This window comes from Gemelliphila sp. 1F1 (assembly GCF_056897515.1).
The window spans coordinates 32997-50147 of record NZ_JBXHBE010000002.1 but is presented as its reverse complement, the minus strand read 5'-3'; the positions used below and the strand labels follow the sequence as shown (position 1 = coordinate 50147).

14 protein-coding genes are annotated in these 17151 nt (G+C 28.3%); 10 read left to right on the top strand and 4 right to left on the bottom strand.

Going from position 1 to position 17151, the window contains the following annotated elements:
* Positions 1–19: 19 nt before the first annotated feature.
* Positions 20–904: a LysR family transcriptional regulator gene (locus AC1XWJ_RS02485; protein ID WP_483334313.1), complete on the bottom strand. Its 885-nt coding sequence runs from the start codon at positions 902–904 to the stop codon at positions 20–22.
* 202 nt (positions 905–1106) lie between these two features.
* On the opposite strand from AC1XWJ_RS02485, the gene AC1XWJ_RS02480 reads away from it, so the two are divergent.
* Positions 1107–2801 carry a proline--tRNA ligase gene (locus AC1XWJ_RS02480; protein WP_483334312.1) on the top strand — a complete coding sequence of 565 codons (1695 nt, stop codon included), beginning with the start codon at positions 1107–1109 and terminating at the stop codon, positions 2799–2801.
* A gap of 18 nt (positions 2802–2819) precedes the next feature.
* Positions 2820–7154 (top strand): PolC-type DNA polymerase III, encoded by a 4335-nt coding sequence (locus tag AC1XWJ_RS02475; RefSeq protein WP_483334311.1) that lies wholly within the window; start codon positions 2820–2822, stop codon positions 7152–7154.
* A gap of 62 nt (positions 7155–7216) precedes the next feature.
* Here the strand turns inward: AC1XWJ_RS02475 and AC1XWJ_RS02470 are convergent, their stop codons facing one another.
* Positions 7217–8821: an L-lactate permease gene (locus AC1XWJ_RS02470; RefSeq protein WP_483334310.1), complete on the bottom strand. Its 1605-nt coding sequence runs from the start codon at positions 8819–8821 to the stop codon at positions 7217–7219.
* A gap of 343 nt (positions 8822–9164) precedes the next feature.
* Here AC1XWJ_RS02470 and pgeF point away from each other — a divergent pair, with 343 nt between their 5' ends.
* A complete protein-coding gene (pgeF, locus tag AC1XWJ_RS02465) occupies positions 9165–9857 on the top strand; it encodes a peptidoglycan editing factor PgeF (protein ID WP_483334309.1) in 693 nt (230 codons plus the stop codon).
* Positions 9858–9872: 15 nt separating this feature from the next.
* Complete coding sequence (locus AC1XWJ_RS02460; protein ID WP_483334308.1) at positions 9873–10403, top strand: hypothetical protein; 531 nt, start codon at positions 9873–9875, stop codon at positions 10401–10403.
* Positions 10404–10486: 83 nt separating this feature from the next.
* Here AC1XWJ_RS02460 and AC1XWJ_RS02455 read toward each other — a convergent pair whose 3' ends face one another.
* The gene (locus AC1XWJ_RS02455) at positions 10487–11026 is read right to left on the bottom strand and encodes a hypothetical protein (RefSeq protein ID WP_483334307.1); all 540 of its coding nucleotides are present in this window, start codon (positions 11024–11026) and stop codon (positions 10487–10489) included.
* A 135-nt stretch (positions 11027–11161) separates the two neighbouring features.
* On the opposite strand from AC1XWJ_RS02455, the gene AC1XWJ_RS02450 reads away from it, so the two are divergent.
* From AC1XWJ_RS02450 to rpsR, 5 genes are all read left to right on the top strand, one after another.
* Complete coding sequence (locus tag AC1XWJ_RS02450; protein WP_483334306.1) at positions 11162–12496, top strand: S1C family serine protease; 1335 nt, start codon at positions 11162–11164, stop codon at positions 12494–12496.
* 333 nt (positions 12497–12829) lie between these two features.
* Positions 12830–13708, top strand: a complete 879-nt coding sequence (galU, locus tag AC1XWJ_RS02445) for a UTP--glucose-1-phosphate uridylyltransferase GalU (protein WP_483334305.1) — start codon at positions 12830–12832, stop codon at positions 13706–13708.
* Positions 13709–13902: 194 nt separating this feature from the next.
* The gene (gene rpsF / locus AC1XWJ_RS02440; RefSeq protein ID WP_483334304.1) at positions 13903–14190 is read left to right on the top strand and encodes a 30S ribosomal protein S6; all 288 of its coding nucleotides are present in this window, start codon (positions 13903–13905) and stop codon (positions 14188–14190) included.
* A 15-nt stretch (positions 14191–14205) separates the two neighbouring features.
* Positions 14206–14751 (top strand): single-stranded DNA-binding protein, encoded by a 546-nt coding sequence (locus AC1XWJ_RS02435; protein WP_483334303.1) that lies wholly within the window; start codon positions 14206–14208, stop codon positions 14749–14751.
* A gap of 24 nt (positions 14752–14775) precedes the next feature.
* Positions 14776–15024: a 30S ribosomal protein S18 gene (gene rpsR / locus AC1XWJ_RS02430; RefSeq protein ID WP_483334302.1), complete on the top strand. Its 249-nt coding sequence runs from the start codon at positions 14776–14778 to the stop codon at positions 15022–15024.
* Positions 15025–15069: 45 nt separating this feature from the next.
* Here the strand turns inward: rpsR and AC1XWJ_RS02425 are convergent, their stop codons facing one another.
* A complete protein-coding gene (locus tag AC1XWJ_RS02425) occupies positions 15070–16038 on the bottom strand; it encodes a lactonase family protein (RefSeq protein ID WP_483334301.1) in 969 nt (322 codons plus the stop codon).
* A gap of 162 nt (positions 16039–16200) precedes the next feature.
* Between AC1XWJ_RS02425 and AC1XWJ_RS02420 the strand changes: the two genes are divergently transcribed.
* The gene (locus tag AC1XWJ_RS02420) at positions 16201–17046 is read left to right on the top strand and encodes a YitT family protein (RefSeq protein ID WP_483334584.1); all 846 of its coding nucleotides are present in this window, start codon (positions 16201–16203) and stop codon (positions 17044–17046) included.
* Positions 17047–17151 lie beyond the last annotated feature (105 nt).

Genomic DNA, 17151 nt, shown 5'->3' with positions numbered 1-17151 from the left:
TAATATATAGCTATTTTTATTATTTAATTATTTTATATCGTTCAATAAAATCAATAAAATTACAAACAACAGGCAACTTAGTGTCGTTTTTTAAATATGCCATATAAAAAAAACTATTTTGTTCTATATCTTGAATTTGTAATTTTTTAATATTTAATTTATTTAATATGGGTAAATCAGGAACAATAGCTATTCCTAAATGTTGGCTTACTAATCCTATTATAGTTTGTTCATCTTCAGCAGTATATAATATATTAGGAAATTTATTTACACGCTTAAAATTATTCATAATAACATCGTGTAAGCAATTTTTTTTGTTGAATGAAATAAAGTCAAAGGAGATTAAATCTTTAATTAAGATATTCTCTCTTTCGACTAGTTCATGCTTATTAGGAACTATTAATACTAAATTTTGATTAGTTATTGGCACATATTCTATAGAATTATCATTATCAATTTTTGAGGTAAATATTACATCGTAATCACCATTTTTAAGGCCTAATGATAGTTTTTCGGTGAAATTATTATAAAAGTTAAATCTAATATCTTTACTTTCGTTAATTTCTTTAAAGTTTTTACAAAATTTTGGAATTGTTTTTGAACCTAAAATATGAAGTAATCCTATGTTAATTAGGCCACTACCACTATTAATTTTTTGAACATAATCTACTGCGTCATCAATGCTTTCAAGTGCTGATTTTATTACTTTAAAAAATATTTTTCCAGATTTAGTAAGAACAACGTTTCTTCCCTTTTTTTCGAACAATTTTATTAACATTTCATCTTCTAAAGAACTTATAGCGTTACTCAAGCTAGGTTGAGTTATATTAAGTTCTTTTGATGCCTGAGTATAATGTTCTAATTCTGCTAATTTAACAAAATATTTTAAGTGAAATAGATTCATATTTATTCCCCCTTATCTATTACCCTTTAAGTAGATTATACCTAAAAATACTAAAAAAATCTATATATTGATATACTTGATTAAATTTATTATAAACTTTACACTAAAAAATTTTTAAATTGTTATATAAATGATTAAATTTAAATCTGATATATGATATAATTATATACATATTAAAAAAAAATTATGAGGTGGTATTTTTATGAGACAAACTAGAACTTTTATTCCAACTACAAGGGAAGTACCAGCCAACGCAGAAGCGACAAGTCATAAGTTGTTAATTAAAGCAGGTATGGTTAAGCAGGTGTCAGCTGGTGTATACACATACTTGCCCTTAGCTAATAACATTATAGAAAAAATTAAAAAAATAATTAGAGAAGAGCATGAGGCAATTAACTCTGTAGAATTACTTATGCCTATACTTCAATCTCAAGAATATTGGGAAGAATCAGGTAGATGGCATAAAATGGGTGATGAATTAATGCGTCTGAAAGATAGAAAGGGAGCAGGATATGCACTAAGCCCAACAGCCGAAGAAATAATATGTCAAACAGTTAATAATATGATAACTTCATACAAACAACTTCCGATGAGTCTTTATCAAATTCAAACAAAATTTAGAGATGAAGTTAGACCGCGTTTAGGACTTTTGCGATGTAAAGAGTTTATTATGAAAGATGCGTATACATTCCATGATAGTCCAGAATCTTTAAGAGAAACTTACAATGATTTTTATAGTGCTTATTCGAAAATATATGATCGTTTAGATCTTAAATATCGTGCAGTTCAAGCAGATTCTGGGAATATAGGAGGAAGTTATACTCATGAATTTCAGGCGTTAGCAGACGTAGGAGAAGATACAATTGTTTATACTGAAGAAAGTGATTATGCTGCTAATATAGAAACTGCTAAAGTAGTCGAAGAAAACTACACAATGCCCGTTTATGAGAAAAAAGAAAGAAGTTTATTAGAAACACCAGCACAAGAAACTATTGATGAGATAGCTGCATATTGTGGAGTTGATGTAACTCGTGCTATGAAGGGTCTAGCTTTGAAAGCTGATGGTGAGTTATATTTAGTTCTTATGCGAGGGAATGATCAATTAAATGAAATAAAATTCAAAAAAGCTACTAATACTTCGGAAGTAGAGATGGCAACTCCTGAAGAAATAGAGAGTATGGGTTCTGTAGTAGGATATATGGGACCATTTGATATAAAAAATTGTAAAGTTATTGCGGATAATGCTGTTAAATATATGTACAATCATAGTTGTGGAGCTAACAAAAAAGGGTTCCATTATATAAATGTTAATCCTGGAGATTACGAAGTAGACGGATATTATGATTTACGTATGATTGAAGAGGGCGATCTTGCAGAAGATTTATCGGGTCCTGTTAAATTTGCTAAAGGTATAGAGATAGGGCAAGTTTTTGAATTAGGAAAAGGATATTCGGAGTCAATGAATATTACATATCTTGATGCTAATGGACGAGCTAATCACTTCTATATGGGATGCTATGGAATAGGGGTATCACGTCTATTATCTGCCATTATTGAACAACATAACGATGAAAAAGGTATAATTTGGCCAAAAGAGGCTGCTCCTTATCAAGTACACGTTATTTGTGTAGATGTTAAGAAAGAAGAGCAAGTAAAACTTAGTGAAGAAATCTATGCACAGTTAAGAAATAAAAAAGTAGAAGTATTATTTGATGATAGAGCAGAACGTGCAGGAGTTAAATTTAATGATGCTGACCTTATAGGTATTCCTATTCAAATAATAGTAGGTAAAAAAGCAGGAGAAAATGTAGTTGAGCTTAAATATAGAAAAACTGGAGAAAAATTAGAATTATCTCCAACAGAAATTTTAGAAAAAGTTCAGCAATTTTATAAATAATAAGATTATGGAGGAACAATGAGTAATAAAAATTTTTCCTTGTTATTAAAATCCTTAGAATTAGAACACTTTTTTTACAAAAGCAATTTTCAAAATATGACTTTAGAAAACATTATTAAGAATAATGTTAATAAAGAATGGATTTTTAATTTTAAAACAGAAGAATTACCTATTGTTACTGATTGGATGCTATTAATTAATAAGATGCGAGATAGTTTTTTTGAAGACTATCTCGTTAATTATAGTATCACAGTAAAAAATAAAATTACAGATCAAAATATATTGGAATATTGGCCATTTGTAATAAATGAAGTCTTCTATACTGGAGAGAATAATACGATTATAGATGCAATCATTGCCAATAAGATTGTTGTAGAAAAGACTAAAATAATTGTAAATATAATTACTCCTACAATTTGGAATAATTTCATAAATTCTAAAAAAAATAATATTTTAGAAATCTATCGAAGTTTAGGGATTGAAATAGCAAGTATAGAAGCTAATTTCAAAACAGAGGAGTTGGCTACTAAACACGAACAAATTATTAATGAAGAAATATCAAAATTAGAAAAAATACAAGATATTTCCAAAGATAATATAGTTTATGCCAAGAAATCAACTAAAAAATTAGAAAAATATGGAAAAAATATAAAAGATGAAAGTATAGTAGATATTAAAGATATAGTAGGATATTCAGGAAGTGCTACATTACTCGGTCAAATTTTCGATACAGAAAGAATAGAATTTAGAAATGGTAGTAGCCAGTTTAGAATTAAAATTACAGATTATAGCGACTCTATAATAGTAAGAATGTTCGTAAATTCTAATAACGGCAAATTTAAGAATAGTTTTAGAAAAAATGCCTTAGTTGATGTTATGTCATCACTTAAAAAAGGACAGTGGATAAAAATTGAGGGTAATGTATCTTACGATACATTTTTGAATGACACAGTTATAGAGCCAAGATCTATAGAGAGTGTTATAAGAGAAGAAAAAATTGACGATTATAATGGTAAGAAACGTATAGAATTGAATGTTCATACAAAGATGTCTCCGTTAGATGGTGTAAGCAGTGCGAAAGAATATTTGGAACGTGCTGAAAAATGGGGGCATGAAGCAATAGCATTTACAGATAGCTACGGGGTTCAAGCATATCCAGAAATATGTCTTAGTTCAAAAGGAAAAGATGTGAAACCTATTTATGGTTTAAATGCATTTATTTTAGATGACAGTATCACAGCGACAACTAATCAAAAAGATATTTTTTTAAAAGATGCTACTTATGTAGTATTTGATGTGGAGACGACAGGACTTTCAGCAGAACGAGATAGATTAATAGAAATAGCTGCAATAAAAGTGAAAAATGGAAAAGAGATAGATAGCTTTGAAAGTTACATAAATCCAGAACGGAAAATATCACAATTAATTACAGATATAACAAGTATAACTAATGAAGATGTAAAAAATGCTCCTTTAGAAAAAGAAGTTATGACTAATTTTTATAATTGGTTGAGTGACGATGATATTTTGGTTGCGCATAATGCAAAATTTGACCTAGGTTTTATAGGTAAATCTTTTGAAAGATTAGGTATAATGAACGAACTCCACTATGGAAGTATAGATACACTGTTTTTATCACGTTCAATTAATAAAGAAGCAAAACGTCATGGATTGAATAATTTAGTAAAAATGTATAAAGTTAGATTAGTGCAACACCATAGGGCTATTTTCGATACTAAAGCTACAGCGGAAGTTTTTGTAAAGATGTTAAATCAACTTTACGATCTCGGGATAGAAAAGCATAATGAAATAGATATGAAAATAGATTCAAGGCTGGCTCATAGAAGATCTCGCTCATTTCCGTGTTCAATATTAGTGAAAAATTCTAAAGGCCTAAAAGATTTATTTAAACTAGTATCTTACAGTTCTACTCAATACTTATCATCAGGGAAACCCACTATTCCAAGGTCATTACTTAATAAATATAGAGAGCACATTTTAATAGGAAGTGGTAATAGTGATAATGAACTATTTGAAGAATTACTAAACTCTAGAGAAGATAAATTAAAAGAATTAATAAAATTTTATGATTATGTAGAAATTCAGCCTCTACATCATTATGAAAAATTTATACGAAGTGAACGTATAGAAAGTAAGTTAGAACTGAAGAAAGAAATAAAAAGATTAATTAATTTAGCTATATCTCAAGAAAAAATAGTGGTGGCAACAGGAGATACATATTATTTAGATGAATATAAGCATGTTTATAGACAAATTTTACGTTTAACGGTGAAAAATAATCCAGCTGCAAGAGATATAATGCCCGTAGCGAACTTTCTAACTACTAAAGAAATGCTAGAACAATTTAGCTATTTAGAAGATCAACAATTAATAGAAGATATAGTTATTAATAATACCCATAGGATAAATGAAATGATAGAGTATGTCGTGCCACTAAAAGATAAGCTATATACTCCAAAAATAGAAGGTGCTGAAGAAGATGTTCGTAATATAAGTTATCAAAAAGCTCGAGAAATCTATGGGAATGAATTGCCAGAAATAGTAGAGAAAAGATTAGAAAAAGAGTTGGATTCTATTATAGGTAATGGATTTTCTGTTGTATACTTAATTTCTAGTAAACTAGTTAAGAAATCTTTATCTGATGGATATTTGGTGGGATCACGAGGCTCTGTTGGATCTTCACTAGTAGCAACAATGATGGATATAACAGAAGTTAATCCTTTAGTTCCACATTATGTATGTCCAAAATGTAAAAATAGTGAATTTTTCTTGAAAGGAGAATTTGCATCAGGGTTTGATTTACCTAATAAAGAATGCCCAAATTGTAAGATGTTAATGAAAAAAGATGGTCAAGATATTCCCTTCGAAACATTTTTAGGATTTAAAGGAGATAAAGTTCCAGATATTGATCTTAATTTTTCGGGAGATTATCAACCAACTGCTCACAATTTTACTAAAGAGATATTTGGAGAAGATTATGTTTATCGTGCAGGAACTATTTCTACAGTTGCTCAAAAAACAGCTTATTCATTTACAAGAGAATATTTTGAAAAGAACGAAATTGATAAAAGAAATATTGATTTAGAAAGAATTGCAACAGGTTGTGAGGGAGTTAAGAGAACAACAGGACAGCATCCTGGTGGAATATTGGTAGTTCCTAATGATATGGATATATTTGATTTTACACCATATCAATATCCAGCAGATGATGAAACTAGTTCGTGGAGAACTACACATTTTGATTTTCATTCAATTCATGATAATATCTTAAAATTTGATATTTTAGGACATGATGATCCTACAATGATAAGAAAATTACAAGATTTATCCGGTATAGATCCTACAGAAATAGATGTTTCTGATCAGGAAGTTATGAAAATTTTTTCATCGCCAGATGTATTAGGAGTTACAAAAGAAGAATTAGGTTGTTCTACCGGGACTTTAGGTATTCCAGAGTTCGGCACTAATTTTGTTATTCAAATGTTAGAAGATACAAAACCTACTACATACTCTGAATTAGTACAAATATCAGGATTATCTCATGGGACAGATGTTTGGCTAGGAAATGCGCAAGATTTAATTAAGAAAAAAATATGTACATTAAAAGATGTTATAGGTTGTCGAGATGATATAATGGTCTATTTAATATATGCTGGATTAGAAGAAAGTCTTGCATTTACTATTATGGAAAGTGTTCGTAAAGGTAAAGGTCTTACAGAGGAATTTGAAGCTTCAATGAGAGAAAATAGTGTCCCAGAATGGTATATAGATTCTTGTAAAAAAATTAAGTATATGTTCCCCAAAGCTCATGCTGCTGCATACGTATTAATGGCATTGCGTATAGCTTGGTTTAAAGTGCACCAACCTATAGTATATTATTGTTCATATTTTTCAGTTAGAGCTAACGACTATGATATAAAAACAGTTATTCAAGGAAAAGATTTTTTAGGAAATAAAATTAAACAGCTAAAAGAATTAGGACGTGATCAAATAACAGGAAGAGATCAAGCCGCTTTAGTAAGTTATGAGATAGCTTTTGAAATGCTAAGCAGAGGATATAAGTTTTTAAAAATAGATTTAGAAAAATCGCAAGGATTTGATTACATTATAGAAGGTGATTCTCTTATTCCTCCGTTTTCTATAGTTCCAGGTTTAGGAGAGAACGTAGCGCTAAAAATAGTGCAAGCACGTGAAGAAAATCCTTTCTTATCAATAGAAGATTTTTCTAAACGTTGTGGTGTATCATCTACAGTTTTAGAATATTTAAGAGATTTGGGAACTTTCAAAGGATTACCTGAGAAAGCTCAGTTATCGTTTTTTGATGATCTTTAAATAATAAAAATAAATAGCGTAGAAATTTTGTTCTGCGCTATTTATTATTTTGATTATATAATTTAGAAGATAAGTGGGAAAATAAATGTGGCTACAATTGCAGCTATAATACCATATGTAATCATAGGAATAGCTGTACGCTTCATAATATTTCCTTCTTCGTTATGAACGTTTGATACTGAACAAGCAGCTATAATGTTGTTAATACATGTCATATTACCCATCGCTCCACCAACTGATTGCATAGCAAGTATAGTTCCGACAGATAATCCAGTGCTTTGTGCGATAGATTGTTGAACACCACCGAATATTAAATTGGAAATAGTATTAGATCCTGAGAAGAATGCTCCTATAGATCCTAAGTATGATGCAAATATTGTCCAGTAAGAACCAGTAGCATCAGCAAGAGCAAGTCCTATAATTTTAACCATTGATTTATCGCCACCAATTAGCATAAACTTAACCATGATAACACCACCTAGTAAAGCAAGGAAAGGCAGTTTTATTTGATTGAAAGTTTCTTTAAGCATAGTACCAACTTTACCATTCATTTTTGGATAAAGTGCTAGTAATATAAATACTGTAAAGAAGAATGGTATTAAAGCAGGAGCATATAATAATTCGTAAGCTTCTTTTTCTTTTGTTCCTAGAACATCAAGTAACGAAATTTTGAATGCTTTAGTAATATTTAATTTTGCAAATCCTAAATCAGTTTCAAATAAAATGCTATCTGTTTTAAGTAATCCTTTTAATGGTAATTGCTTAACACGAGTTAATATAAGTGTTAAAATTAGAACTATAGTTGGAAGTAAAGCTTTAAACACATCCTTGAATGGAACTTTTTCAATTACTGTTGAGTAATCTTCTACTAAGTTGACAGAATCTTTCGAAAGACCTATACCTTTGCTTGCCAAGAATACTGATATAAAGAATCCAATTGCTCCTCCTATTAAAGAAGGAAATTCATAGTTAACTGTTGATAGTAATGTCATAGGTACTGCACAAGAAAATACTGTTAAATAAATAAATATAATATTTTTTCTAACTTCTTTCCATTCGAAAACAAAAAGTAGGGCCATTACTGGAACTATCATTCCTGCAAACAAGTGAATTATAGATGCTTTAAGACCTATCTCTGTAATCATAGTTTCAGAAAGACCTAAAGATCCAAAACCGAACCAAGTTGGAGTACCTACAGCCCCAAATGAAACAGGAACTGAGTTGAATGCTAAAACGGCAATAACAACTTTTATTGGTTGATATCCAAGTCCTATTAATATAGGAGCGGCTATTGCTGCTGGAGTTCCAAATCCGCTTGCTCCTTCAATCATAAATGCAAAAGCAAATCCGATAATCATAAATTGAGCAATTGGATTTTTAGTTATAGACTCTAACCATTTATTGATAGTCTCTTGACAACCAGAAAGTTGTTGAAATCTATTAAACAGAACAGCTCCCGCTATTACTGTTATAGGTGTAAGAACCGCTAGTGAACCTGTGATAAGTCCTGAGTTAAGTAATGCAAAATTTGTTTTAAAATAGGCAATGTGTATAATGTATACAAATAGTGCTGTTATAGGAAGGGCGATGTGAGAAGGAACACTCTTTTTCTTAGTCATCATCCAAACTAAAGTAACTATAGGTATAACACTTAAAAATACGCTCATACGTAAATCTCCTTTGAATAATTTGTTAAATTATGAATACATTCTTAATATTAATTTATATTACAAAAGACAGTTTTTGAAAGTATTCAATATTTACACATAATATTATCTTATCCACAAGAAAATGTCAAGCGTTTTCTTGTATTATAAATTTAACTTTTGATTGTAATACAACAATAAATATAATTGTAATATATACGTTAATTTTTTATTATATTAAGTTATACAAAAAAGCTTCATATATGTATTTTAAAAAGTGTTTTAACTGTAGTATTTTTATTTACTTTTTATAAAAAAATAATTATAATAAAGATATATTTATTGTATTCTAGGAGGTATTAAAATGAAAGTAGAAAAAAATATTTATTTATTTCATGATAAAAATGTAAAATTTGCATTCACTAACAAAAGTATAGATGCTAAAAATATATTGTTTTTAAAAGAAAATTTAGAAAAGTATGATTTTACTGTGAAAAATTTAAGTTATGGAACACAAGTTCACGGAACAGATGTTAAAGAAGTAGATAAGGTGGGAAATAATTATGAAGAATTTGATGCTTTAGTAACTAACAAAAAAAATATTCCATTGTTAATATTTACGGCAGACTGTGTTCCTTTGATATTTTATGATTTAGAGAATAAAGTTGTAGCTCTAGCGCATGCAGGATGGAGAGGAACATATAATAATATATCTAAAAATGTTATAAATGTTATGATAGATAAATATAATTGTAGTGTTTCTAACATCCAAGTTGTTATAGGACCTCATATTAAAGCAAATAATTATGAAGTATCAAAAGATTTAATTGATAAATTTGCTTCTTTAGATGTACCAAATTATTACAAAGTCAATAAGAATAAATTTTTTCTAGATTTAGAACAAATAAATATTATGTTGCTTAAACGTATGGGAATTAGAGGTGCTAATATAATTAACACTAATTTTTGTACAGTAGATAATAATGATAAATTTTATTCTTATAGACAAGATGGTGCAACTGCTGGTAGAATAGGAACAGTAATAGAATTAATATAAGGTAAGGAGAAACTTATGCAAGATAGTAAATTAGTAGAACAAATAGCTGCATTTAAAACGTTAAGAGTAGGAGATGATAACTGGAGATTAGCATTCTACCATATAGCAAAAGAATTTTGGGATTTAGATGAACATTATGTAGTGATAGATAAGCAAAGTTATGAGAGAGAAGGATATACCTTGCCTTTAATAAGAGAATATAAAGGTACGTATGCTGTTCAATTTTTTACGAACTATGAGAAGGCTAGATTATTTGTAGAGAAAGATTACGATAATTTTTTAATTGACGGAAGAAAATTAATTTATAAAATGAAAAAAGGTGCCTTTCAACAAGTATTTGCTCCATTTTTAGCTCAACAACAATTAAATTATATAATTAATGATATTGGCGAGCACTTTTTGGATACATTTGAGCGTTTGATAGCTGTAATGGAAGCAGATACTGATTTTATTGTGGATAAAGAACAAGAGCAATTTTTGAAAGATGGCGATTATGCAAAATTTTATGCTAATGCTTGTAAAAATTATTTGAATTATATAGGTTAGTATTTATTAGATTTTGATAGTGTTAATTTACAAATTCAAAAATAATATTTACTTTAGATAATTATCTAAAGTAAATATTATTTTTATTTTTTATTATGTTTTATTTGTCTGTATCTAAAAAATGTTAATAAAAGAATTATTATAAAGGCAGTAGTAAAGTAAGGGTATGTAATAAAGAATGTATCATTTTCTAAAATATTAACATAGAAGCTTTGTATCATTATAGGTAAGAATACTAGTATTCCTGTAATGAAAAAAGGTTTATTTTTAGCTGAAATAATAAACGATACAAATGCAATTATAGTTATTACGAAAAAAACTTTTCTGTCTATGTCTAATATATAATTATCATATTTAGGAAAAGGGTTATAGTAAAAAATAATAATTGCTAATAAAACTAATACTGTACCGATTCTGCTTCTTTCCTGTTGATCGCTTTTTATAATATCTTTTATAAAAAATAAGTACCATGCAAATAACCACAAAATAAATAAAACGAATATAATAAACATATTTAAGTAATTAATTTGTCTATTAATATGAAGATTAATATTCAAAGTGTATAGAAATACAAAAGACATTAATATAGTATAAGTGAATAAAAAATACTTTCTTAAAGTCATAGCTTACTCCTTTAATGATATACTATAAATTATAACATCTTTAGTAATCAAAAACAATGAAGTTAATTTAAGTTATTTTTTAAGTTTTTGTGATAATATATTAATAAAATAACTTATATAAAAGGGGATTTTTTTATGAACAATTCAAGAGATAATATTGAAAATAATGATGAGTTAATTAATAATGATTCAGAAGAATTATTAGATAATAAAGAATTACATAATGAATATGTAGATGATGAGTCGCATAATGAAGAGGATTTTGAAAATATTGATAATAAGACTATGAACCAAAATAATAGAAGTACTCCAAACTATCTTAAAATATTTTTGACTGTATTTGGATCTTTTGTTTTAGGTGCTTTTAGTGTATTTGGGGTACAGAATTTTGTTAGTGGTAATAAGCAGGTTACGACTTCTCGTGTAGCGAGTTCTGATAAAGAGAATAATACACAAGAAACTACAATAAATGCAGTTTCTAAGGCTAAGGATGCAGTAGTTTCTATAGTTAATTATCAACAAAATTCTTCTAATAGTCTAGGAGGAATTATAGGAACTAACAGCAGTGACAATGAATTGAAACCAGCTGCTAACGGTAGTGGTGTTATTTACAAGAAAGATGGAAATACAGCTTATATAGTTACTAATGAACACGTAATAAAAGGTGCTAAAAAAATAAATGCTATATTAAGTGATGGTAAAACTGTTGAGGCTGAACTGGTAGGTAGTGATGTCTGGACAGATTTAGCAGTTTTAAAAATAAATGCTAAAGATGTAAAAGTTGTTATGGATTTTTCTGATAGTAATAATGTAGCCGTTGGTGAAACAGCTCTAGCAATAGGATCACCGTTGGATGTATCTTTATCTAATACAGTTACCAGAGGAATAGTTTCAGCTTTAGATCGTCAGATTCCTATTGATATTGATAAGGACGGTACACCTGATTGGTATCAAACTGTAATTCAGACTGATGCAGCGATAAATCCTGGAAATAGTGGAGGAGCTTTGATAAATAATAAAGGTGAGTTAATTGGAATTAATGAATTAAAAATATCGAATGCAGGAGAATCTGTTTCTGCTGAAGGAATAGGTTTTGTTATTCCTGCTAATGAAGTGAAAATAATAACAGAACAATTAGAGAAGACAGGTAAAGTTGTTAGACCTGCATTGGGAGTACAATTGACTTCAGTATCATCATTAAATAAGGATTTATTAGAGGGAACATTAAATTATAATACTGATAAGAAAGGTGTAATTATACGAGGAGTCGAATCAGGAGGTTCAGCGGAGAAAGCTGGCTTGAAGCAATATGATATAATAACTAAATTAAATGGTTCAGATGTTACTAGTGTTGCAGAACTTAGAAAGTATATTTTTGAAAATACAAAGATAGGTGATACAGTTAAAGTTACATACTATAGAAATGGTAAAGAGTATGAAACTAATGTAACTTTAAAAGCTTTAAATTAAATATATTTTATAATTATGATTGCGAGTTAGTAGCTCGCAATTATTTTTAAAAAACTTTATCTACATCTATTGACAAAGAGACAAAATAAATAAAAAATTTCGATATTCAAAAAAATGTTCATATAATGTTTGAAAAATGAGAGTAATATATTTTTTATTGTATGAATTAATATTTAAATGTTGAAAAGTAGAGGTTTATATAGTTGATTGATTCTAGCAATAACAATAATGTGTTTGATTTTTTATAGAAAAGCACAAAACTATTTTAAATTTTAATAAAAGATGTTATAATGATAGCATAAATAAGAAAATGATAGAAATAAAGGTGAAAACATGAAAAAAGTAAAAAAAGCAATAATACCAGCGGCAGGCTATGGTACTAGATTTTTGCCAGCTACGAAAGCAATGCCTAAGGAGATGTTACCTATTATTGACACTCCAACTATTCAATATATAGTAGAAGAAGCAGTAGCTGCTGGTATAGAAGATATAATAATAGTAACTGGGAAACCTAAAAGAGCTATAGAAGATCATTTTGATAAAAATGTTGAGTTAGAAACTGATTTAGAAGCAAAAGGAAAATTAGAAATGTTAGAAAAAGTTCGTCATGCTACGAACTTAGCTAATATTTATTATGTGCGTCAAAAAGAAATGGCAGGATTAGGTGACGCTATCCTAACTGCTAAAAGTTTTATAGGAGATGAACCATTCGCTGTCTTGTTGGGAGATGATATCGTAATTAGTGAAGATGTCCCAGCAATTAAACAACTTATAGATGAATATGATAAAACACAAAGTTCTGTGATAGGAGTTCAAAAAGTTGCTAGTGAAGACACTCATCGATACGGAATAATAGATCCGAAATCAAAAGAAGGTAGACTGTATGAAGTTAATAGCTTTGTAGAAAAACCGGAACAAGGAACAGCTCCATCGAACTTAGCTATTTTAGGTCGATATTTACTTACTCCCGGAATTTTTAAACATTTGGAGAAAAAGCATATAGGAGCAGGAGGAGAAGTTCAGCTAACTGATGCTATTCAAATGCTTAATGAAGAAGAAAAAGTCTATGCCTATGATTTCAAAGGTAAAAGGTATGATGTAGGAGAAAAAATTGGTTTTGTAAAAACAACAATAGATTTTGCACTAAGAAGTGATTTTAGAGATGAGTTGGTAGACTACTTAAAAGAAAAATTGACAGAATTAGATAAATAATAAAAATAACAACAATGTATGGTAATTTACATTGTTGTTATTTTGTCTTTATATATTTTAGAAATGTATATAAAATATAAGTATATGTATTGCAATTATTTTAAATAATTGTTATAATAACAAACGAGTAATTTTATTACTCCTTACTCTTTAGTATATAAAGAGTCGCAAAGACCAAAAGGAGGTAACACAAAATGAGAAAATATGAAGTAATGTTTGCTGTTCAACCACGTATTGAAGAAGAAGCTAAAAAAGCTTTAGTAGACAGATTCGTAGGTATTCTTTCAGAAGGTGCAGAAATCACAGAAGTAAAAGAGTTAGGTAAAAAGCAACTAGCTTATGAAATCGAAGATTTTTCAGATGCTTACTACTTTGTAGTAGAATTAACTTCAGAAACAGATGCGTCTACAAGAGAGTTTGATCGTTTAGCAAAAATCAACTTAGATATTATTCGTCATATAGTTGTAAGATTAGAAAAATAATAGGAGGAGCTTATCTTGATAAATAATGTAGTATTAGTAGGACGTTTAACAAAAGATCCAGAATTAAGATATTCTAGTTCGAATATTCCGATGGTGTACTTTACTATTGCAGTTAATAGAAATTTTACAGACCAAAGTGGACAAAGAAATGCTGATTTTATCGGTTGTGTAGTTTTTAGACGACAAGCAGAAAATATGGCAAGATTTCTTGCTAAAGGTAGCTTAATAGGTGTTCAAGGTAGAATACAAACTAGAAATTATCAAGGAAAAGATGGTAATACTGTCTATGTTACAGAAGTGGTAGCAGATAATATTCAGTATTTAGAATCTAGATCTAATACGAACAGACAACAAGATAATGGTTTTGAGGCTATGAATTTTGGTCAGTCTCAACCTCAATATCAACAAAATAATTTTTCTAATGCAAATACGAATAATAATGCAGCAATGCATGATTTTATGAACGATAGTTCATCTTTCTCGGATTTCGGAGAGGATTTTCCGAGTAATTTAGATGATGATTTTTTACAGGATGTAGTTAATCCGTTTAAAGAAGATTAATATTAATACAAGGAGGATAAGCAGATGGCACAATTCAATAATCGTCGTAACAATATGCGTCGTCGTAAAAAAGTATGTTATTTTACAAAAAATAATATTGAAACAATTGATTATAAAGATGTAGAATTACTTAAAAAATTCATTTCAGAACGTGGAAAAATATTGCCACGTCGTGTAACTGGTACTTCAGCTAAGTATCAAAGAATGTTGACTACGGCTATTAAGAGAGCACGTCATATGGCTCTTTTACCATATGTAGTAGATGAAAAATAAAATATTATAAAAACACCTAAAACAATTTGTTTTAGGTGTTTTATTTTATCTTATTATACAAACAACCTCTGGAGCAAATATATTGTGTTCAATAGTTTTTAATGTTCCGTCTGATATATTACGTTCAAATAATGTTAAGTTATCCGATTCTTGATGACCAACAATTATAAAGTTTTCATCACTACTAAAATTAAAATCTCTAGGTATGTCTCCCGAAGTATTATAAGATGCTATTTTCTCTAAATTTCCATTTTCTAATATTTTCATTGCTATTATTAGATTTTTACCGCGATTTGTTGCATATAAATATTTTGAATCATTTGTAATTCTTATAGCAGATGCCCACTTTTGTTCGTTATCTGATACTAGATTAATTTTATTAATCAATGAAAACTCTCCATTTTTATCATTATATTCTAGAATTTCAATAGAGGAATCAAGTTCACAAATTAAATAAGCAATTTTATTATTTTTATGAAATACTATATGTCTTGCCCCTGAGTTATGTGTTGACTTATATTCGTTAATTTTTTTTAATTTATTATTTTCTAATTTATATGTTAAAACTCCATCTGTACCCAAGTCACAAGCTATTATAAATTTGTTATCGGGTGTGTATGCACAGTAGTGAAGGTGAGAATTTTTTTTATGAATTACTTCATCTAACTTAACAACTTTATTATTTTTTAATTTATAAGCTACAATACTTCCAGTATGATAATTAGCAGTCAAAACAATATCATTATTAGAATTATAGCTTATATAACAAGGTGTAGCATTCTCAAAATGTTCATTTATAATAGTATCTTTATTAAAAACAGTTATACCACCTAAATTATTTTTGTTGGAAACCGCCAAAATTTTATCATTATTTTTAGCTATATATGTTGGATTCTCAATTTTTTTTTCTAATTTTAAATCAAATAATTTGTTTTTACTTTTATCTAATTTTATAGAATATATTCCTTCACTAGTCCTTTTTGTGTATGTTCCTAAATAAAATTTTTCTATCATAGTTGTAACTCCTAATTTATTATATTGTTATTATATCAATAATTAATTAATATAACAAATTGTAAGAAACCTAATTAATTTATAATTTTTAGAAATTATGTTAAAATTAAATTAAGTATGTTTATAAAAAACTAACTTTTAATATGTTTGGAGGTAGAAATTATCAAATTTTTGAAATTATTTAGAAAGTATTTTCTTATTTTTATAGGATCGGCTATTTTTGCAGCAGGACTAGAATTCTTTTTAATTCCTAATAAAATACTAGATGGAGGAGTAGTAGGTATCTCTATTATTGCACAAAACTACATAAGTTTACCGATAGGGGTGTTTATTTTCTTATTCAATATACCTTTCTTGTATTTAGGTTATAAGCAAATAGGATTAAATTTTACAATAGCATCATTATTTGGAGTTACAGCTTTATCTGTGATGACAGCAGTATTTCATCCTTATCCACCGTTAGTTACAGATCCATTTTTGGCTTGTATTTTTGGCGGAATAATATTAGGTATAGGAGTGGGACTTGTTATTAGAAGCGGTGGTACTTTAGATGGAAGTGAGATGTTTTCTATTTTCGCTACCAAAAATTTACCTATATCTGTGGGAGAAATGGTATTAGCTATTAATGTTGTAATTTTTGTTGTATCTGGTTTTATTTTTAGTTGGGAATCAGCTTTATATTCTATGATAAGTTATTTTATAGCTGCTAAAGTTATGGATATCGTAATTGAAGGGTTAAATGATTCTAAGTCAGTTATGATAATTTCTAAAGAATATCAAAAAATAAGTGAAGCGATACAGCAACAATTAGGTAGAGGAGTAACTCTTTTAAATGGAGAAGGTGGTTATAGTGGAGATGAAACTAAAGTAATTTTCTGTGTAATTACTCGAATTGAGGAGGCAACTTTGAAAAGTATTGTTGTCGAGAATGATAAAAATGCCTTTTTATCTATAGGGAATATAGCTGAAGTTAGTGGAGCTAACTTTAAGAAAAAAGATATACATTAATTAATCATTTATATAAACTAGCAATGAATTATGAGAAAATTTATTGCTAGCCTTTAATTTATTTGTAATATATTTTGTATAATTAAGTTCTATATATTAAAACAT